The following is a 17,100-nucleotide window of genomic DNA, read 5'->3' as shown; positions in this document are numbered from 1 at the left end:
TTTATCTTTATTCGTATTTATGGCTACCAAAAATAATATCTCTTGACTAGATCCATATCATTATTTTGATCATTGAAGTATATTTCTTAAAAATCTAAAAGGTATGAGTTCTAGTAATTGGCAATTTGTTTTTTTTAGATATTTCGCAAGCTTTCTTTTTATCCTCTCTCACAGTCTGCTGGTTCTTGATCATCTACCAGTAGGGGCGGCACTTCACGGACTTGGAGAAGTTTTTATTGCACCTTGGGCTTTTAGGGAAAGAGCATGGGATCTTGTTGTTATTGCAGTTTTATTTTTCTTCTTCGATATATGGGGACTTATAAGCACTCCTTGGAATTAACTGATATTATTTATTTACTAATTCTGGGAAAATGATATTAAAGATTAAGTCTTATTTTTATCAAATTTATAAAATAATTTTTGTTTTATTACTTACGAATATTACCAATTTGTATGCACATAATTTATTTAATGGTGGTTGCAAAGAACATTGTGGGCAAAAAGTTAAAGTAATAAGTAATAAAAACAAATTAAAAAATATTGATGATCAAATAAATATTGAGAGTAAAAATTCTTGTTTAAATAAATCACTATGTAGAGGTTAACCTCTCAGGATCTTTTAAATTGTTTTATTAAAGTGTTTCTTTTATAATTATCATTAAATTACTATTTGCTTGATAATTTTTATTAGGAGGATTTATCTGATTTTTAATTAAAAAAATAAAAGTATATATTAATGGTAGAAGTAATGATGACGCAGCAACTAACGCAATTATCTGGTTCAACCTAATAAATGGTTTTTTTATAAGTTCCTCTCCGCACAAGCCACAAATCAAAGTACCTTTTGAGGTTTGTTTTTGAAATTGATATTTAGGATTGCAATATGGGCAATAATATCGAACCATTTTAAAATTTTATTGTTTTAATCATTATCTATAAAACTGGAAGAAAGTCATCTTAAAAAAAAAGAGGGCTTATTTAAGCCCTCTTTTATCTCTTACTTATATTTTAACTGAAGTTAATAACGCACCTAAATCATGGATCCTTGTAATTAACCTCTATTACCTCTATTAAGGTAATGCTCACCAAAATTAACTAATTGTCTTTAACTGGGGCAAACACTCTAGAATTAAGCTTGTTTCTTAAAGGGCACCTGAACGATGCAGAAGATGTAAGCTTAGACATTAATAAAAAATAATTGGAGCAGTTAATTAAATTAGTTCGGGTTATTCCGAAATTTCAGGCAGGCTATCGATCATTTTGAAAGACCTCCTAGAACTCAACAATATAAAATTAGGAAAATATTTCTCTAAAGACAATCCGTTTTTATACGCATTGCTTTTTAATTAAAAATGTCCGAGAGTAGTTATCAATCGTGTTAATTTTTTGAGATATTTTTAGTAAGTTTTGCTTATTTCTTTTGATATTTAATTCGACTATCTTAATTTTAAATAATTGAGGAACTCTTTTATGAATCATTCGAAAGAAGCTAGTAAAACTGATAAATCTAATCCTATAGACGAATATTTTCAATGTCTCTCATATTGCGATATTCACCCAAAAGGAATAGATAATGACTGTGAGGTCATTTGTATGGAAAGACATTTAAAAGCAAACTATTGGTAGTTTGAATGATTTTTATTTTCCTGCTTAAATTCCTTCAAAAGGAATTAGTACGAACTTTAAATTTCCATACATTTACCACCCCTTTTGCATTAACTGCAGCTAGTGCACAATCATCAGGTCTCCAAGATATTGCACCCACTAAATCGCCTGCGAATGCAGCCCCAACTGGGTCACCATTACCGTCTTTTTTTAGAAAACTTGCGACTACAGAACCATCTCTAGATCCTGAAGCTACAAGCATACCTTTATTTGAAAAGGCTAGACTAGAAATAGGTTCGGTATGGTGAAATAGCTCTCCCGGCATAGTTCCCTCAGGACCGTCACCTATAAAGCTCCATACCGTAATTCTTTCACTGCCGCTAGTCGCTAATAATTTTCCACTATCATCAAAGGAAAGATGACTAGGTTTTCCTGGGTATCCTGTCATTTCAGCATCCATTCCGGTTGATCTTCTCCAAAAATGAACGGAATTGTCTTGACTCCCGCAGGCGACTATATCACCATCAGGACTTAATTCCATTGAGACTAATGATCCTTGCCACTCGAGTTTTTGATTCGTTTTATTATTTACTATGTCAAAGAATGTTACTCTCCCGTAGCAGGCTGTAGCTAGCTCATTATTATTTGACCATTTTATTGCACTCACTGTGCTTGGATGATCATCTGAGACCCATTTTTCTTCACCAATTTCATTAAAAACATATACTTTTTTTGAAGAAGCTACTGCAAGAAATAAGCCATCATTCGACCACTTAAGATGCTCTACCCAAGCCTTGCCAAGTTCGAGAGTTTTAATTACTTTACCTTCGTGGCAATTATATATTTGGATATTTCCATCTTGACCAGAAGTTGCAAAAATCTCTCCTTCTGGATGAATGGACATTGCTAGTAGACCACCAGAGTGTGTATTTTCTTTTTTCCAAATAATTTTCCCAGTATCTCCTTCAAAGGCAAAAATGCCTCCTGCTACATCCCCAACAATGAATAACTTTCCTTTAATAGCCCAACCACAAACGATTGCATAATCATTAACTTCAGCTGTCCATCCCTCGTGGAACATCCCCCTTGGGCTAAATGATTCTATATCAGGCATTTTTCAAAACCTTCACGCATCTCTTTCTCGTCCAGATTTCTACCTATAAAAACAAGTTGGTTTCTACGAGGTTCATTACCCCATTCTTTATCAGGTTGTGCTGTAAATAACATATGTACACCTTGGAAAACTATTCTCTGTGGGTTTCCTGCGTAGCTAATGAAACCTTTTGTTCTAAAAATATCCACCCCTTTTTCAGAAAGAAGTCTGCCCAACCAAGTATTAAGTTTTTCTGGATCAACATCTCCAAATCGTTCAATTGCAATTGACGTTACTTCATCATCGTGTTCGTGCTCAGCTTGCCAGAATCTTTCAATATTAAATGGAATCTCTTTTGAATTATTGTCTTCACTTTTAATGATTTTCATATTGAATTCTTCAGCGGTGTGCTGTGTATATAAACCTATCTTTGATCCCTTTTCGATATCTAATATGAATGATTTATTTCCTTTATCCTGCAATTTAAGGTTTATATGTTCTCTAAATGGAATGATATTCCCAGGTTCTAAGCTTTTAGCTTTTTCTGCATAAAGTCTTACGCAGGATTCAGCACCATCTTTAAGTTCTTCTTCACTCTCACCTTGGTTAGCAAAAGCTACTAATGACATTTCTGGATCGGGACCTTCATCTAGCATTAATTCATATTTACCTGCATCAAGGTCGTAAACACCTGTCCATTCAAAAGGATATTCTGGTTCAAGAAATGTTGGTCTGCGTTTAAGGATTTGATCGAGATCAAATGCACTTAGATTTAGGACTGTTTCGATGGGTACTTGGGCATTCTCGGCTCGAATGATTCGAGTCATTCGGTTCATATCTCTCAATCTTGATTCAAGAGTATCTAGAGCATCATCAGAAACCAAATCAGTTTTATTTAGGACAAGAACATCTGCAAACGCAACTTGTTCTGAACTTTCATCACTTCTTCCTAATTGCTGATCAATATGTGCAGCATCAACTAAAGTTACAATTCCATCAAGAGTAAATTCGGAACTAATTTCTTCATCCATGAAAAAAGTCTGAGCAACTGGCCCAGGATCTGCTAACCCTGTCGTTTCTACTAAAACATAGTCAAACTTATCTCTCCTTTTCATAAGGTTGCCAAGGACTCTTATTAGATCACCGCGAACAGTACAACAAATGCACCCATTTGACATCTCAAATACTTCTTCATCGGCATTAATTACGAGCCCTTGATCTATACCTACTTCACCGTATTCATTCTCAATTACGGCTATTCTTTTCCCGTGCTCTTCACTTAATATCTTATTAAGCAAAGTAGTCTTCCCTGAGCCTAAGAATCCAGTGAGGATGGTTACGGGAACTTTATCTTTGATGCTCATTTAAAGATTTTTACTAAATAAACAATAGTCTAATAATAGTAATAATAAGAAATGAAAACCGTTTTTATTAGAAAAATTTAATCTGAAAGTTTGTACCATTCAGACTCAAGATTGGAGCCAGATTCTTTATCACAACTTCCTCCTAATGAATCAACAATTGTGCAAGTGTTGTGAACAGCTACTGAAACCGTATTCCCGTCCATCATCAATCCATCAACGAATATTTGATTAGAAGCTAAAGGAACCGAACTTTGTCTACTTAAGTTTCTTAATAATTTAGATGCTGGAATTTGTTCAGGAAATATTGCCTGAACTTTCTCTTCATCTAACATTTTCAAAGTAGAACTTATGTTCTCTGGCCTTAAACTTGATGAGTCTCCAAGAAAGTCAAGTAAACTAATAGTTTCAAAACCAAAAGCATCACCGTAGTATTCCATTGCTTTGTGTTTAGAGACAATTACTCTGTTTTCCTCAGGAATAGAGCTTACTTGTTCGACGATCCAACTATCTAAGCCTTCTAAGAGTGAATCGGCTTTTTCAAATCTTTCATTAATTAATTTTCTGTCCCCTCTATTAAAAACTGAAATATCTTTCTTTAAACTTTTGCTTATAACATCTCCCATTTTTATGATGTTATGTGGATCATGCCATACATGTGGATCTAGACCTCCATGGTCATGATGGTGATGATGTCCCTCTCCTTCGTCTGGTACTTGTGCTATGGGCTCGACATCACTATTTAAGACGTCTTTAAAGAAGTGTTGAGTTGCTTCAAACTCAAAAGGCATGTGTTCAGTAAAAAATATATATTCACCATCTTCTTTGATATCCACATTAAAAACAGTGCTTTCTTTTCTTTGATCAAAGTTAAGAATAAATGCTTTATTACTTGCGATCAAAGTACCATTATTTTTTCTGCTTATTGAGTCTTTAGATCCTAATAATTCTTTAGCCAAATCTTCAGACCCTTCTATGTCATTAGATTTGAGAATCACCATCTTCATTGCAGGATCTGCATATTCTCCATCGACTTTTTCAAATGACCATTTGTATGAACCCTTAGAAAGTTGGAATTTACCTGCCCATTCGAAAGCACCCTCAGCATGATCATCATGTCCTCCATGGTCTGAATGATCATCATGACCTCCATGATCAGAATGATCATCTACCTTAGCTGAATGTTTAGCATGATCATCATGTCCACCATGGTCTGAGTGGTCATCGTGACCTTCATGATCAGAATGATCATCTACGTCTATTGCACTAACACCTACAACAACAGTATTCTTTTTACTTTCCCAATTTCTCATACTTGGAGTCATTTCTTTGCCAAGAGTGAATACTTTGTCTGCGCTATTTAGTAATTGAGCTTGTCTTGGATTGATCTTTAAATCATGAACATCCTGTTTTCTATCTACTAGGCATGTAACTTCGTCAGATGGTAATGCAATTGATTTAACTAAATCACAAACTAGTGGTTCAACTGCAACGTATGACTTTCCTTTAGCCATGACATCCTGCCCAAAACCAGAAAATATAATCGTTCCAGCGATTACGGAATTTTTAATAATTGACTTACTTGAACCTTTTTTATTTGATAGAAGTCTTTTAAAAATTGACATAAAAAGTTATTAAATACTTAAAAATGATAATCATTTTCATTGCCTCTGACAAGAAAAGGTATCAAATGTTATGAAAATAATACGCAGCTTATATTATTGGTAAGCTTGTAAAGTGACTTTTTTCATGAAGATTAATTAATGGCTACTTTAGTCGCTGAAAATTTAACATTTGCATACACAAAAAAAAGTAAGCCAGCTTTAAATAAGGTATCGGTTGAGATTAAACCTGGAACTCTTACAGCGCTAGTAGGTCCAAATGGTGCTGGTAAATCTACTCTTTTGAGGATATTGCAAGGACAAAATACTCCAGATAAAGGCGATATAAAAATTGACGGTGAAAATTTATATAGATCTAGAGCTTTAGTGGCACTTATGCCTCAAAGAAGTTCTATGAATTGGAAGTTTCCCATTACAGTTGAAAAATTGGTATCTCTTGGTCAAATAAAGTATTCAAAATCAAGAAGTAATAACCCCTTTCAAATCAAGGCTCTTCTAGAATATCCTAATTCTTGGATTAATAAATGTTGTGAATTAGAAGCGACAATGCAAAGAGTAGGAATTGCTAATTTGGCTAATAGAAGACTCGATTCTCTTTCAGGAGGACAGCAACAAAGAGCTCTATTAGCAAAAACTCTTATGTCCCCTGCAAAAATATTTCTTCTGGATGAACCTTGTGCGGCATTGGATCCCCCTGCAAAAGAGGACTTCCTGAAAATTGTTCGTCAACTCGCAGATGCGGGACTTTCTTTACTCGTAAGTAGCCATGATTGGGGTGAGTCTCTAAATAATTATGATCAAGTAATAGTTCTTGATAAAAGCGTTTTAGCAGTTGGTAGTCCTGATCAAATAAAAGATAAATTAGATGCGATAAACATAAGCTCTATAAAGGAAAATAATTTCTGTGATTAGAAAATGTTCCTTCTTAATTTTGAGCTTGATAACAGTTTTGGCAAAGGCCGAAATATTCGAGTGTATGAAACAAAAGTTGAAACTTTCTTGGATTTTTTTTAGGGGCATGAATATTTTTAACAGGACAACCTTCCATTTTCGACGTCTCTCCGCATTGAACGCAGGTCAAATGATGAATATCTCTGTCTACGGGAGTGTAAAGAACCTCTCCTGTTGGGAGATGTCTGGAACGAATTAATCCATGCTTTATCAAGATTTGCAGATTTCTATAAACAGTGGTCAACCCCATAGATTTGCCTTTTGTGATCAACTGCCTATGCAATTCTTGACCGCTCAATTCATCCTCGCATTTATTAAGTTCTTCAAGAAGTTGTTCTTGTCTTTTGGTAATGTCAGACTTAGTTACCATTGTTTCCAAAATCTTTTTTTGTCTCGTATTTTTGATCATACCGAATCTTTCGAATAATGTCTTTTATTAATAACAACTGGTGGTTGGTTCCATTAATAATAACTATATTTTCCGGGATCTTATGCCCAGCTATGGGAACTGTATTAATCACCCATAAGAGATTATTACAAGTTAATTTAATCTCTCATTGTGTTTTGCCTGGACTTGCTCTCGCATTAGCGCTTGGAATTCACCCCTCAATTGGTGGTGTTATCAGTGGTCTTTTAGGCTCGGTAATTGCGGAAAGTTTAACTAATAGAAAAAGTGAAAATTATGAAGCAGTTATGAATACTATTCTTGCTGGAATGCTTGGGTTTGGGGTCCTTATAATCCCTTTACTCGGAATAAGGATTGATTTGGAGGCAGTATTATTTGGCGATTTATTGACAGCAAATTTTGGAGATTTACTTAGAACAATAATTGCTTTTTTAGTATTTATACTTTTAATGACTTTTGGATATGAAAAGGTAGTTTATGTTGGATTAGATCCAGAAGGTGCGTCCGCAAGTGGTATAAACGTTTCTTTATTAAATCTTGCTTTGAGTTTTACGACGGCATTAGTAATTGTTAGTTCAATGTCAGCAGTGGGAGTAATTCTTGTAATTGCTCTTCTTTCTTCGCCAACTTTGTTAGGGCTAAATAAGGCTCATAGTTTAAGAATTGCAATGATGAGGTCTTCATTTTTTGGATTATGTATCTCACTTATGGGATTTATTCTCTCTATAGTCTTTAATCTTTCGCCTGGACCTGCGATTAGTGTTATTTGTGTTGCATCTCTTTTGATTCCTAAGCTTCGCAAATAATTAAATCTTAAATGTCCAATCAGAGTTTAGTGCTTGAGCTTCTGGATTGTTTTTTAAAGCTACTTCCACAGCCTCTTTTTTATTATTAGCTATAACAACTTCATCAAATTCCTTTCCATTTTTTTTGAGACTTACTTTGAAACGCATAAAAATTTTTTAATTAATCAAAAGTTAACTACTATGCAGCTAGATTTAAATACTTTTAAAAGTTAATTGATGAAATAGAAACTTTAGTTATTTTGAAGTTTTTCTACTACAGATTCTTTCTCAATCTTTGCTACATCCTGTAATCCATTAGCATCAAACCAAGGAGCGTTTTCCCAATTAAATCCTTCCCCAAAAGTATTATCGGGAGCAGCTACGTACCAGTGACACGATGAATCGGGAACATCTACTGCACATTTTGACCAGTCAGCTTCCCATTGTGGAACTTGTACCCACATTACAGATGCTAATAAAAAAGAAAAAATAAAATTCATAATTATCGGTTAGCAAAATTTTGAAAGATTTTTTTCACATTCTTTCTTTCTTTTCTTCCAGTAATTCTCAAGTATTTGATATTTATGCTTATTTTTAAATTGACTTAAATGAATATTATTCTGATTAAGAACTGAAGTATTTTTGATTTTCATGACTCAATCTGTCTATGTATAACATATTTAAGACACTTTATAGATTTTTTGAAGTGAATTTATACTTAATTTTTTCTTACTTTTCCGTAGGTAAGTATTTTTCGGGATTATTTTCAATATAAGTTAGCGAATATTTGACAACAACCAATATTACTGAAAAAAGAGCAATTGCCGAAATAATAAAAATGATTTTTTTGTAAATGCTTTTCATGAATTTTTTATGTTTTTGATTATTTTTTTCATCAACGCCCAATTTTTCTAAAAGATTTAAATAATTAGTAATTTATACTGTAGCCTTTTAAATTACCTACGGAGTAAATTAAATACATCAGAAACTCCTCACACACTTTTTTCTGATAACTTTAAAAGTACTCGATCTCAATGTTTGAGTACTTTTTGTATTTTTTGCGATGTGACAGTTAAGATAGAGGCCTATTAGATATTACATATTTTGAATTTAGGTGTGATATTAGGATTGTGTGTAGGAGGAATTGATTTATTTCAGTGGAAACAAGGAAACACTTGATATAAATCAATTTTAAAATGATCTCTCTCTGAGAGATCTTTTTTTTTTGGATTACTAGAAATACATATTAAATCCTGAATATAAAAATATATATGCTGTATTCAAAAATCATGAGATACGTCATTACAAATTAGTAATTTAATTCGTTAGATTATTGGTTGTTAAATTCCTCTGTTAATGAAAATAGTTTTTTTTGCAATTTTAATTTGTTCAAGCTTTTTATTCCCTTCTTCATCATATGCCTCACATGTAGAACTAAAACCTTGTGTAGAGATTGCTCATTGTGTACGAGAGGAATGGGAGGTTAACAATATTGAGAAACCTTTTGAAGAGATTAAAACATTTATCGAAAACACTCCAAGGACTGTGATTATAGAAATTGATGGCGATTATCTTCATGCTGAGGCAACCAGTAAATGGTTGAAGTATGTAGACGATTTAGAAGTATCCTTTCTACCTGAGTCAAACATCTTATCAATAAGATCAGAATCAAGAGTTGGAGAAAGTGATTTGGGAGTGAATCGAAAAAGAGTTGATTTACTAAAATCGAAAATGTTTAAGATAAAAAGTTAAAAAAAAAAAATTTGTTTTTATTGTTTTTTGTATAACTTTTCCAATTTAAAAAAAAATTGTGGGATAAAAAAGTGATAATTATGATCATGCCTAGATAATGGCAAATTTGTTAGATTTTCTCTAAAAAGATGATTATAAATTTTATATATTTATTGGTATCTAGTATTGTTTTTTTTTGGTTTTATATAAACATTAAAAAAAATGGTCTTATATGGATAATCAAAGGTCTTTTTCAAATTGGAATATTGGTATTATTCATTGGAGGTTTTTTCAAAATATTTTTCACCTTACCCCCTAATTTATTTATAAAAATATTTTTTCTAATTATTTATTCATGGTGCACTATTGGAATAAATGTAAATTTTATGATCCCATTGATTAGTTTGATTGACCAAAAAATAGTGAAAAAATAAAACTAAAATATTCCTTAATTCTTAGTACACAAATAAATCTATTTTCTAAAATTCAATAAAAAAATTACAAAGATTTATTTTTTCCCTTTGAAAGTCTTTTTCTTGTATATCTAGTCTTTAATGCCAAATCTGTCATTATATAAATACCAAATAACAGAATAATTATTCCAATAAAGTATTTCATTATTTTTTATCTAATTACTATTTTTTGAGTTATTCATGTGATGCCAATTTATTTTAATATCTATTTCCTTAGATAAATTTCTTGAAACTGGACAATCTTCGGAACTTTTTTTCATAAAATTAATAGTTTCATTAGAGGTGGTCTCTGGTATGTAGATATCTATTATTATTTCCTTTATCTTTCTCTCGTTATTTTGCGTCATTAATTTTTCAATGTTTAAATAGATACCCTCTAAATCAAATCCCCTTGATTTAGCTTTAATTGCCATAATGGTTAGAAGGCAAGTACCTAGTGATGTCGCTAATAAATCAGTTGGTGAAAAGCTTTCACCTTTACCAAAGTGATCTAAAGGCGCATCCGTTTTTATTAGACTTCCTGATAGTTGATGAACAGCTTCACAGTTTAAATTTCCCAAATAAGAACATTTAATCTTAGTCATTTAAAAAAAGTTTATTAAGCAAATATTATTAATAATAAAGAATCATGGGACATACCAAGTTAATTGATCAATTAATGATTGAATTCCTTGACATGTAAGTGGAGTATTCAAAAATTTATCATTAAGATTTAGAAATCATTTTTTATATCCATATTCCCGCAAGCAATATTTAATTAATTCAATTGATTTATTAAGAGTTCTTTCGTTTTTGTTTTCTAGATCAAAGCATTCATTTAAAACTCGGGTAGATTCATTTAAGATCGATTTTTTTTTGTTTCTTGAATCTTCGGAATGATTGATATGAAATAAATTTTTAATTCCTAAATAGGATAATATGATTAGGGATATCGTAAAAATTGTTATCTTAACTTTATTCATGAAGATTCGTTTTTAAAACTATCTTAATTTATTAAGTGTCTAAGACTTTTTAAGAATGTTTGTAGTAACAAGAACTAGGTGATTACATAAACTGCTATTTGTCTTTCAAAAAGATTAATTGAAATAAAAATGTAAGGAAAAACCTTTAAAGAAAGGTACAGATTTTTCAGAAAAAAGTGAACCCTTTATATAAATTTTTACTTTCCTTTTAAAGTTTATAATGCTTCAAATATACAAATTAATTTCCTTAGAAAAAGTCAACCTTTTTAATAATTATTAAATATTATATTCATTGAATTTTCATTAAGTAAAGTAACTCTAAATCTTGTCTTGAGTCCGATATTTTCCTTTTCAAGAAGATTAATTCTTCTTGGCTCATTTTTGATTCTTTTATCATCATTTCCGCTTGTTCAATAGCATGTTCTATATTTCTAATTTTAATTTCTCTTATTGATGGATCCTCTTTACATGCTTTTTTAGTTTTTGCATCTAACATATGTAGTTAAAAAATTATCTTGACTATAAACTAAGTTCAATCTCCATAATGAAATTAACGCAAATTTAATTAAAATAACTTATGATTCAATCAAGAACTTTAACATTAACCAACCCTCTCTTCAATTGATCGAGTGGGTTTTTTTTATGGTGTAATATACTCGTAGCATTTACTAATAATTTGGAAGATTCAAAACTTAATCCTGAGGAAAATAATTCAATCGAATCGTCCCCCAATTTGAATGAAGATAATAAAGATCTTAATGAGGGGAATAAAAACGAAGAGAATGTTAAGGCATTTACGGAATTTCTAGAGAAAGCAAGTAACCAGGATTCTTCTAAAGAAAAAATTAATCTTGATTCAACGCAAGAAAAACTAAACAAAGCTAAATCACTTTTTGAAAGATTTCTTAATAAGGGATTTGATGGCATTTCAACTAATCCAAACCACAAAATGTTGGCATTATTAATAATCCTTTTAATTAATTTGTCTGCATTTCTTTTGATTGGCAATATTGGTAAAGCTTTTTTAAGAAATGCAGGAATTATGGATTAGAAATTATCTCTTTCTTTTTGGATATTCATCTTTACAATTTTGATTCTTCTATTGAAAATGTGATATTTTCGTTTCAAATTAATATTTAAATAAAATTTGGATAATAAAGAACCTGAAAATCCAGTCGTATATCTTTCTAATTTAGTTAAGAAATTAGATTATAAGAACAGAAATGGGTTGGTAGCCTTAGCAATAATTAACCTTTTAGTAATTCTTTTATTTAAATCTTATTTGAAAAGTACTGGATTATTATCTTGAATTTTCAAACTCTTAGTATTATTCAGCATTCTCAAATTGTTTTGCTAATCTAAATGCCTTCTTAATTATTAGAAAGCCGCCATATGCTCCAGCAAGTAAAGGTAATACTATTAATGGATTAGGAGAATATTCTGAATAATTTTTTACTCCATCAACATATTCATATCCTGAACATTTAAGAAAACCTAAGCTAAAAAATGTGAGACTCCAACCTATGATTGATAAAAAACCACCTTTTTTATCTCCTTCATAGAATCGGTCTAAACCTAAGCCCCATCCCACTATTAAAAAAATTCCTCTAACAAGTGAGTTTTTTTCTTGATTTCTAAGCATAATAAAAGAATGTTCATTATGAACATAAGCTATTTGTATTTGACCTGCGAGATTAATTTATTAATTAATCTTTAAGAAGATTTTTTAATAGATTTATTTTAGAAATTACTTATTCTAATAGTCAGTCTGTTAGTTATTAATTAGATAATGTATTTGGACCCAATAAAGAAATTGAAGGCCTTATATAAATAAAAATAGACCCATACATATCCTGCATAATTCTCATTTCTTCATCTAAATATATGATTGATACCTGGCAATTTGGTGATTCTTTATTCCAAGGTAACTTATTCCATACCTCTTTAACTGGATACCATCTATCCATAAGTAATCCACTAAAGAATGGAATCTTATTAAGTCCATCAACTTTGGAAACTTTTGTTTTTTGTAAGTTCATATCAAGTAAATTATTTTTTAAATCCAAGTCACTCGCTAGGGTTATTACTCTTCCACCAAAAGTAGGTAAAAGTTTGAACCAACCTAAGATAGGAATTGTTGTAAGCCCAAATATTGTAGTATCAAAAGTAGATATAAATTCTTTTTTTTCAAAATCAATTTTTTGGGCAATTCTCCCAATAGTAGATATTCCAAAGGATCCTACTTGCAATTGATGTAATTTAAAAAAAAGATTACTTTTAAATTTATCATTTAATGCCCTTTCAATAGCAAGGAAGAAAGGAGAACTTCGAAATAATTCAACATTAGAAAAAATTAATTCCCACTCTCCAGACAATGATTTTTCTGATATTTCAAAACTACGGTTTTTAAGATCATCAATCAATTCTCTCATTTCATTGGTTTTTTCCTCATACATAGCAGAAATTAATTTATTTAATCTTTGCCCTCTATCTGTAACAGCGGCTATTTTATATATATTTGCCTTTATCTCTCCAATTTCTTTCATAACTCCAATACAAAAAATACTAGTTAATCTTAGGAATTTAATTTGAAGTTTATGACTATTTTAATTATGCTACTAATAAAATAAATTAATATTCTCCCCACCTTTTGCCAATATCAAAGCCCCATTCAGAGGTTAATTTAATTACTTCATCATGATTTTTGCATCTTGAAAGGGACAACTTTTTACTAGGATTATTTTTTATTAGCTCGGCAATTTGATTAAGTTGCTCTATTTTTTTTAGAAAATTGCTTAGATCTTTATCTGACATTTATCTAGGAACTCAATTTTTGATCATAAGTGAATATGTAGTAAATAAGCCAGGCAACACCAATTATCAGGATTGCAATCATTATATTTACTGACCAAACAACTTCTATCATGTTATTTTTTTAAATTCTATATATATCCATAATATATAATAAATTAATAGATACTAATTCAGATTTGGAACAATACACTAGGGTTGCTAAATGTATAAAATAGTTTTAATTATATTAAGAAATTATGGGAGAAGCTAAGAGAAGGGAAGAGTTAGGCTTACCGCCTAGAGAAAAGAAAAAGGAAAAACAAACATCGAAAAATCAACTTAATAAAATCTTAAATAAATATCCTTATTTACCCTTCATTTTAGGTTTCTCATTACTAGCAATATTAATTATCGACTTAGTGAATTACTACAAATAGATAAAAAGAAAGGGGATTATTTGGGAGAAAAAAGATATTAAAGAAGAGATTAAACCGAAAAAAAAAAAAAAGGGTGGTTTAAATAGGTAAAGGTACTAGAACTCTATTTTGATATCTTTTATACAAAAAATATCTTTAGTAACTTTATAATTTATTTATATAAATATTAAAATGAACCATAGAGAAATCACAAAAAAATATAGTGAGCTACTCAATAAGGCTGAATTTGCTACTGGACGAAAGGAAGTTGTAGGTCTTTTAAAAAAAGCTGCTAAATTGAAATCTCAGATAGAAATCAATTATTAGATCTGCAAATTAGTATAATTCTAAATGTAAAAAATTTTTTTAAATAAGTTTTTACATGAGATAATCTGCATAGATTATTTTTCTTATGAATAAAAAAGGTTATACAACCGAAAGCGGTGGTAGACAAAATGGTTTTGCAATTGAACCAGAAATTAATCCCATATCAGAAGGTGAATCAAAGAAATCTATTTTTTTATTTATTGGAATATTATTACCTGTTCTAATAGGTGGTTTTTATTATTTAAGGACTCTCAATATATTTTGATTATTTATAAGCCATTTTTAGCAATATATTCTTCTGAACTTACTATATCTTGCATTAAGCTCTCTGATGAAGGATTAAATCCATTTTGCTCTAAAAAAGACTTAACCTTTTCAAATTTTTGCTGAATTTTTTTTGTATATGGAGTTGTCATCAAATAGTCATCTTTTTCTGTTGAATAGTTCATTTGATTAACAAATTACTTTTACACTAAAATTTTGCAAAATATCTCATTGCTAGTGAAGTTATAAATATTACATAAATAATTTAATAGTAATAAATACTTATATAAAGTTTGTGTGAGATAGTTATTAGTTGGTTTTTTAAAGAGTACTTATAGTAACAAGTTCCATTAAATCTCTGGACTGAAGATATTTTTGAAATACTTCAGAATAAAATGCTTTTTTAGCAGCAAATTTTGATTCGAATTCTATTACTAATCCAAGCTGCCCTCCATCCCATTCATTTGAGGTTGATTCTTGTATCAAATCTCTTTTTACTATCACTCCTCCCACAGATTTAATCCAAGGCAATACTGTCCTTATATATTCCAGAAATAAATCAGCATTTGGAATTGAAATCTTCTTTAGCCAATAGCTCTTTGTCATCAAATCAACACATTCTGGATAGAATATAGCATATGAAGGTAAGTATTTATCCTTAGCTTTATAGTTAGCGGTTATTAAATGTAATTCGAAGATGACTTACTAAATTTACTTCTTAAATTTCCAAATTCAGTGAAGATAAAGGGTATTGCTGAGCAGCTCGAAATTGATCATAATTTTTTCCTCTAGAAATATAGAATTGATTTGCAGGTTGTCAGCGAGCTTAGGTGGAGTAGTTCTAAGCGTCCTTTTTTAAAATATTCTCCTTTTATTGATAATCTTCAAATTCTTGATCCCTTTAATTTAAATGGTCTTAATTTACTAAAACCGAGATGAATAAAATCAATTATTGGCACTGCGATTTTAATAAGACTTGATTACATAAATGAAAAAAAAATTGGGATCAAATTTACACACGCTGGTGTTATAGGTACTAAATTTGGAAGAAAAATATAAAGGCTATGAAAGAAATAAATAATGTAAGATTAGTGCGCTTAAAGATAACTTATTTAAGTAATAGGCTTAGAATCTTTGGAGGGGGTAAAGTCACTTTATTTGTTTTAAGAAAAATAAATCTACCTACTTTATCTACGAATTTTAAGGAATTTATTAAAATCTTTTAAAGAGAAATTTAATTCTTTATCCAAATAGACTTTAAAACGAAATAAATTGGAAAATATTTAAAAGATTCTTTAGGTATTTCATAACTTAAGAATTTTAGTGCTTCTTCTAACCAGTAACCAACATCAATACCTAAAAGAATTTTTTCTACAACAAACCAAAATTCTTTATCAAATATAATTCTGAAGTTTAAGTAAATATATTCCCAATGAAAGGTATTCCAATATTGTGTTAAAAATGAGGATAAAATAAGCCAAAATGATATAAATAGAAAGCTTTTAAGGAATTTATAAAATTTTTTCATATATCGGCAACTTTTTTATGAAAATTCAAATATCTCTTATTATTATTGGGATCAAATTTTATTTCCATGAAATATATCCAAAAAGATATAAAAATATTGTGAAAACTAATAAATTTTGGTGGAATTAATAATCTATTCTTCTTTTTTTAGATTCTGTGCCTTTAGATTTTTATTTTTAAGAAAAAAACCTAAAAAAAGAAAAGCAAAATATATTACTAAACTTATGCCAAAAATCAAAATTAGCTTTGAAATATCCATAAATGATTTTTTTAATATAAATTAAAGCATTTTCTTCGAAGTTTTATCTATGTTAATGATTTTTCATTTATCACGATATTAATTAGCAATTATTAAGCTGGAGACAATTATTTAATTATATGCAAGTTGTTTTTGCCTGGAGCCTTTGTCTCTCAGTAGGTGTTGTTTTAATATCAATTATTCCATTAACTATTGGGAGGATTAAAGCAGGTTATTCTGTTGAAAACATGACAGCCCCAAGGGCTTTGTTTGACGAACTACCTGCTTTTGGTAAAAGAGCAGTTTGGTGCCATCAGAATTGTTGGGAAAGTATTTCATTACATGCTCCTGCATGTCTTCTTTGTTTGATTACTTTAACTGATTCAAACATTGCAATTATTGCAGCATGGATTCATCCTCTTTTACGTTTTTTATATATTGGTGCTTACATATTTAACATTCCAACGGCAAGAGGTTTAATTTGGGCCTCAGGGATATTTACAACTTTATTGTTGTATAAAGAGGGGTTAACTCAGTTGATATAAA

Annotated in this window: 27 protein-coding genes; 12 read left to right on the top strand and 15 right to left on the bottom strand. The window is 30.2% G+C overall.

Features of this window, described 5'->3' with window-relative positions:
- Positions 1–103 precede the first annotated feature (103 nt).
- Together SOI86_RS02580 and SOI86_RS02575 are read left to right on the top strand one after the other, a co-directional pair.
- A complete protein-coding gene (locus tag SOI86_RS02580) occupies positions 104–340 on the top strand; it encodes a hypothetical protein (protein WP_320682047.1) in 237 nt (78 codons plus the stop codon).
- Between the two features lie 31 nt (positions 341–371).
- A complete protein-coding gene (locus tag SOI86_RS02575) occupies positions 372–605 on the top strand; it encodes a hypothetical protein (protein WP_320682046.1) in 234 nt (77 codons plus the stop codon).
- A gap of 27 nt (positions 606–632) precedes the next feature.
- On the opposite strand, the gene SOI86_RS02570 is transcribed toward SOI86_RS02575, so the two are convergent.
- Positions 633–905 (bottom strand): DNA gyrase, encoded by a 273-nt coding sequence (locus SOI86_RS02570; RefSeq protein WP_320682045.1) that lies wholly within the window; start codon positions 903–905, stop codon positions 633–635.
- A gap of 565 nt (positions 906–1,470) precedes the next feature.
- Between SOI86_RS02570 and SOI86_RS02565 the strand changes: the two genes are divergently transcribed.
- Entirely contained in the window at positions 1,471–1,626 is a 156-nt protein-coding gene (locus tag SOI86_RS02565) for a hypothetical protein (RefSeq protein ID WP_320682044.1), read from the top strand.
- Positions 1,627–1,660: 34 nt separating this feature from the next.
- Here SOI86_RS02565 and SOI86_RS02560 read toward each other — a convergent pair whose 3' ends face one another.
- The 3 genes from SOI86_RS02560 to SOI86_RS02550 form a co-directional block, all read right to left on the bottom strand.
- Positions 1,661–2,719: a WD40 repeat domain-containing protein gene (locus tag SOI86_RS02560; RefSeq protein WP_320682043.1), complete on the bottom strand. Its 1,059-nt coding sequence runs from the start codon at positions 2,717–2,719 to the stop codon at positions 1,661–1,663.
- On the bottom strand, positions 2,707–4,062 hold the full coding sequence (locus tag SOI86_RS02555; RefSeq protein WP_320682042.1) for a GTP-binding protein: 1,356 nt from the start codon (positions 4,060–4,062) through the stop codon (positions 2,707–2,709). Before SOI86_RS02555 ends, SOI86_RS02560 begins: the two co-directional genes overlap by 13 nt.
- A 77-nt stretch (positions 4,063–4,139) precedes the next feature.
- A complete protein-coding gene (locus tag SOI86_RS02550; RefSeq protein ID WP_320682041.1) occupies positions 4,140–5,684 on the bottom strand; it encodes a metal ABC transporter solute-binding protein, Zn/Mn family in 1,545 nt (514 codons plus the stop codon).
- Positions 5,685–5,822: 138 nt separating this feature from the next.
- Between SOI86_RS02550 and SOI86_RS02545 the strand changes: the two genes are divergently transcribed.
- Positions 5,823–6,593 (top strand): ABC transporter ATP-binding protein, encoded by a 771-nt coding sequence (locus tag SOI86_RS02545; protein WP_320682040.1) that lies wholly within the window; start codon positions 5,823–5,825, stop codon positions 6,591–6,593.
- A gap of 13 nt (positions 6,594–6,606) precedes the next feature.
- Here SOI86_RS02545 and SOI86_RS02540 read toward each other — a convergent pair whose 3' ends face one another.
- Complete coding sequence (locus tag SOI86_RS02540) at positions 6,607–7,041, bottom strand: transcriptional repressor (RefSeq protein ID WP_320682039.1); 435 nt, start codon at positions 7,039–7,041, stop codon at positions 6,607–6,609.
- Between the two features lie 17 nt (positions 7,042–7,058).
- Here SOI86_RS02540 and SOI86_RS02535 point away from each other — a divergent pair, with 17 nt between their 5' ends.
- Positions 7,059–7,844, top strand: coding sequence for a metal ABC transporter permease (locus tag SOI86_RS02535; RefSeq protein WP_320682038.1), 786 nt, complete (start codon positions 7,059–7,061; stop codon positions 7,842–7,844).
- Here the strand turns inward: SOI86_RS02535 and SOI86_RS02530 are convergent, their stop codons facing one another.
- Positions 7,845–7,991, bottom strand: a complete 147-nt coding sequence (locus tag SOI86_RS02530) for a hypothetical protein (RefSeq protein ID WP_320682037.1) — start codon at positions 7,989–7,991, stop codon at positions 7,845–7,847.
- An 83-nt stretch (positions 7,992–8,074) separates the two neighbouring features.
- A complete protein-coding gene (locus SOI86_RS02525) occupies positions 8,075–8,323 on the bottom strand; it encodes a hypothetical protein (RefSeq protein ID WP_011376589.1) in 249 nt (82 codons plus the stop codon).
- A gap of 856 nt (positions 8,324–9,179) precedes the next feature.
- On the opposite strand from SOI86_RS02525, the gene SOI86_RS02520 reads away from it, so the two are divergent.
- Entirely contained in the window at positions 9,180–9,575 is a 396-nt protein-coding gene (locus tag SOI86_RS02520) for a DUF1499 domain-containing protein (protein ID WP_320682036.1), read from the top strand.
- A gap of 607 nt (positions 9,576–10,182) precedes the next feature.
- On the opposite strand, the gene SOI86_RS02515 is transcribed toward SOI86_RS02520, so the two are convergent.
- On the bottom strand, positions 10,183–10,611 hold the full coding sequence (locus tag SOI86_RS02515) for an OsmC family protein (protein ID WP_320682035.1): 429 nt from the start codon (positions 10,609–10,611) through the stop codon (positions 10,183–10,185).
- A gap of 667 nt (positions 10,612–11,278) precedes the next feature.
- Positions 11,279–11,485: a hypothetical protein gene (locus SOI86_RS02510; RefSeq protein WP_320682034.1), complete on the bottom strand. Its 207-nt coding sequence runs from the start codon at positions 11,483–11,485 to the stop codon at positions 11,279–11,281.
- 180 nt (positions 11,486–11,665) lie between these two features.
- Here SOI86_RS02510 and SOI86_RS02505 point away from each other — a divergent pair, with 180 nt between their 5' ends.
- Entirely contained in the window at positions 11,666–12,040 is a 375-nt protein-coding gene (locus tag SOI86_RS02505; protein WP_320682033.1) for a hypothetical protein, read from the top strand.
- A gap of 96 nt (positions 12,041–12,136) precedes the next feature.
- Positions 12,137–12,298: a hypothetical protein gene (locus SOI86_RS02500; RefSeq protein WP_320682032.1), complete on the top strand. Its 162-nt coding sequence runs from the start codon at positions 12,137–12,139 to the stop codon at positions 12,296–12,298.
- An 18-nt stretch (positions 12,299–12,316) separates the two neighbouring features.
- Here SOI86_RS02500 and SOI86_RS02495 read toward each other — a convergent pair whose 3' ends face one another.
- The 3 genes from SOI86_RS02495 to SOI86_RS02485 all read right to left on the bottom strand — a co-directional run bounded on the left by SOI86_RS02495 (position 12,317) and on the right by SOI86_RS02485 (position 13,803).
- Complete coding sequence (locus SOI86_RS02495) at positions 12,317–12,631, bottom strand: hypothetical protein (RefSeq protein WP_320682031.1); 315 nt, start codon at positions 12,629–12,631, stop codon at positions 12,317–12,319.
- 136 nt (positions 12,632–12,767) lie between these two features.
- Positions 12,768–13,535 (bottom strand): pilus assembly protein, encoded by a 768-nt coding sequence (locus SOI86_RS02490; RefSeq protein WP_320682030.1) that lies wholly within the window; start codon positions 13,533–13,535, stop codon positions 12,768–12,770.
- 85 nt (positions 13,536–13,620) lie between these two features.
- Positions 13,621–13,803: a Nif11 family protein gene (locus tag SOI86_RS02485; RefSeq protein WP_320682029.1), complete on the bottom strand. Its 183-nt coding sequence runs from the start codon at positions 13,801–13,803 to the stop codon at positions 13,621–13,623.
- Positions 13,804–14,039: 236 nt separating this feature from the next.
- On the opposite strand from SOI86_RS02485, the gene SOI86_RS02480 reads away from it, so the two are divergent.
- The 3 genes from SOI86_RS02480 to SOI86_RS02470 all read left to right on the top strand — a co-directional run bounded on the left by SOI86_RS02480 (position 14,040) and on the right by SOI86_RS02470 (position 14,790).
- Positions 14,040–14,219 (top strand): hypothetical protein, encoded by a 180-nt coding sequence (locus SOI86_RS02480; protein WP_025888492.1) that lies wholly within the window; start codon positions 14,040–14,042, stop codon positions 14,217–14,219.
- A gap of 171 nt (positions 14,220–14,390) precedes the next feature.
- On the top strand, positions 14,391–14,525 hold the full coding sequence (locus SOI86_RS02475) for a hypothetical protein (protein ID WP_257469857.1): 135 nt from the start codon (positions 14,391–14,393) through the stop codon (positions 14,523–14,525).
- Between the two features lie 85 nt (positions 14,526–14,610).
- Positions 14,611–14,790 (top strand): hypothetical protein, encoded by a 180-nt coding sequence (locus SOI86_RS02470; protein ID WP_320682028.1) that lies wholly within the window; start codon positions 14,611–14,613, stop codon positions 14,788–14,790.
- 4 nt (positions 14,791–14,794) lie between these two features.
- Here the strand turns inward: SOI86_RS02470 and SOI86_RS02465 are convergent, their stop codons facing one another.
- The 3 genes from SOI86_RS02465 to SOI86_RS02455 form a co-directional block, all read right to left on the bottom strand.
- The gene (locus tag SOI86_RS02465; RefSeq protein WP_011863071.1) at positions 14,795–14,974 is read right to left on the bottom strand and encodes a hypothetical protein; all 180 of its coding nucleotides are present in this window, start codon (positions 14,972–14,974) and stop codon (positions 14,795–14,797) included.
- Positions 14,975–15,110: 136 nt separating this feature from the next.
- On the bottom strand, positions 15,111–15,395 hold the full coding sequence (locus SOI86_RS02460) for a DUF1330 domain-containing protein (protein ID WP_011376579.1): 285 nt from the start codon (positions 15,393–15,395) through the stop codon (positions 15,111–15,113).
- A gap of 628 nt (positions 15,396–16,023) precedes the next feature.
- Entirely contained in the window at positions 16,024–16,317 is a 294-nt protein-coding gene (locus tag SOI86_RS02455; RefSeq protein WP_320682027.1) for a virion host shutoff protein, read from the bottom strand.
- A 377-nt stretch (positions 16,318–16,694) separates the two neighbouring features.
- Between SOI86_RS02455 and SOI86_RS02450 the strand changes: the two genes are divergently transcribed.
- On the top strand, positions 16,695–17,099 hold the full coding sequence (locus SOI86_RS02450) for an MAPEG family protein (RefSeq protein ID WP_320682026.1): 405 nt from the start codon (positions 16,695–16,697) through the stop codon (positions 17,097–17,099).
- The last annotated feature ends 1 nt before the right edge of the window (position 17,100 follow it).

The sequence above is a fragment of the Prochlorococcus sp. MIT 1314 genome (genome assembly GCF_034093315.1).
Classification (GTDB): domain Bacteria; phylum Cyanobacteriota; class Cyanobacteriia; order PCC-6307; family Cyanobiaceae; genus Prochlorococcus_A; species Prochlorococcus_A marinus_Y.
This window is presented reverse-complemented; position numbering and strand designations above follow the sequence as displayed.

Bases quoted from the DNA above. Each gene is read 5' to 3' on its own strand.
- SOI86_RS02515 (WP_320682035.1), bottom strand. From the start codon at position 10,611: ATGACTAAGATTAAATGTTCTTATTTGGGAAATTTAAACTGTGAAGCT.
- SOI86_RS02485 (WP_320682029.1), bottom strand. From the start codon at position 13,803: ATGTCAGATAAAGATCTAAGCAATTTTCTAAAAAAAATAGAGCAACTT.
- SOI86_RS02540 (WP_320682039.1), bottom strand. From the start codon at position 7,041: ATGATCAAAAATACGAGACAAAAAAAGATTTTGGAAACAATGGTAACT.
- SOI86_RS02555 (WP_320682042.1), bottom strand. From the start codon at position 4,062: ATGAGCATCAAAGATAAAGTTCCCGTAACCATCCTCACTGGATTCTTA.
- SOI86_RS02455 (WP_320682027.1), bottom strand. From the start codon at position 16,317: ATGAAAAAATTTTATAAATTCCTTAAAAGCTTTCTATTTATATCATTT.
- SOI86_RS02510 (WP_320682034.1), bottom strand. From the start codon at position 11,485: ATGTTAGATGCAAAAACTAAAAAAGCATGTAAAGAGGATCCATCAATA.
- SOI86_RS02550 (WP_320682041.1), bottom strand. From the start codon at position 5,684: ATGTCAATTTTTAAAAGACTTCTATCAAATAAAAAAGGTTCAAGTAAG.
- SOI86_RS02450 (WP_320682026.1), top strand. From the start codon at position 16,695: ATGCAAGTTGTTTTTGCCTGGAGCCTTTGTCTCTCAGTAGGTGTTGTT.
- SOI86_RS02560 (WP_320682043.1), bottom strand. From the start codon at position 2,719: ATGCCTGATATAGAATCATTTAGCCCAAGGGGGATGTTCCACGAGGGA.
- SOI86_RS02520 (WP_320682036.1), top strand. From the start codon at position 9,180: ATGAAAATAGTTTTTTTTGCAATTTTAATTTGTTCAAGCTTTTTATTC.
- SOI86_RS02465 (WP_011863071.1), bottom strand. From the start codon at position 14,974: ATGAACTATTCAACAGAAAAAGATGACTATTTGATGACAACTCCATAT.
- SOI86_RS02490 (WP_320682030.1), bottom strand. From the start codon at position 13,535: ATGAAAGAAATTGGAGAGATAAAGGCAAATATATATAAAATAGCCGCT.
- SOI86_RS02525 (WP_011376589.1), bottom strand. From the start codon at position 8,323: ATGAATTTTATTTTTTCTTTTTTATTAGCATCTGTAATGTGGGTACAA.
- SOI86_RS02535 (WP_320682038.1), top strand. From the start codon at position 7,059: ATGTCTTTTATTAATAACAACTGGTGGTTGGTTCCATTAATAATAACT.
- SOI86_RS02495 (WP_320682031.1), bottom strand. From the start codon at position 12,631: ATGCTTAGAAATCAAGAAAAAAACTCACTTGTTAGAGGAATTTTTTTA.
- SOI86_RS02580 (WP_320682047.1), top strand. From the start codon at position 104: ATGAGTTCTAGTAATTGGCAATTTGTTTTTTTTAGATATTTCGCAAGC.
- SOI86_RS02545 (WP_320682040.1), top strand. From the start codon at position 5,823: ATGGCTACTTTAGTCGCTGAAAATTTAACATTTGCATACACAAAAAAA.
- SOI86_RS02565 (WP_320682044.1), top strand. From the start codon at position 1,471: ATGAATCATTCGAAAGAAGCTAGTAAAACTGATAAATCTAATCCTATA.
- SOI86_RS02570 (WP_320682045.1), bottom strand. From the start codon at position 905: ATGGTTCGATATTATTGCCCATATTGCAATCCTAAATATCAATTTCAA.
- SOI86_RS02470 (WP_320682028.1), top strand. From the start codon at position 14,611: ATGAATAAAAAAGGTTATACAACCGAAAGCGGTGGTAGACAAAATGGT.
- SOI86_RS02475 (WP_257469857.1), top strand. From the start codon at position 14,391: ATGAACCATAGAGAAATCACAAAAAAATATAGTGAGCTACTCAATAAG.
- SOI86_RS02480 (WP_025888492.1), top strand. From the start codon at position 14,040: ATGGGAGAAGCTAAGAGAAGGGAAGAGTTAGGCTTACCGCCTAGAGAA.
- SOI86_RS02530 (WP_320682037.1), bottom strand. From the start codon at position 7,991: ATGCGTTTCAAAGTAAGTCTCAAAAAAAATGGAAAGGAATTTGATGAA.
- SOI86_RS02575 (WP_320682046.1), top strand. From the start codon at position 372: ATGATATTAAAGATTAAGTCTTATTTTTATCAAATTTATAAAATAATT.
- SOI86_RS02460 (WP_011376579.1), bottom strand. From the start codon at position 15,395: ATGACAAAGAGCTATTGGCTAAAGAAGATTTCAATTCCAAATGCTGAT.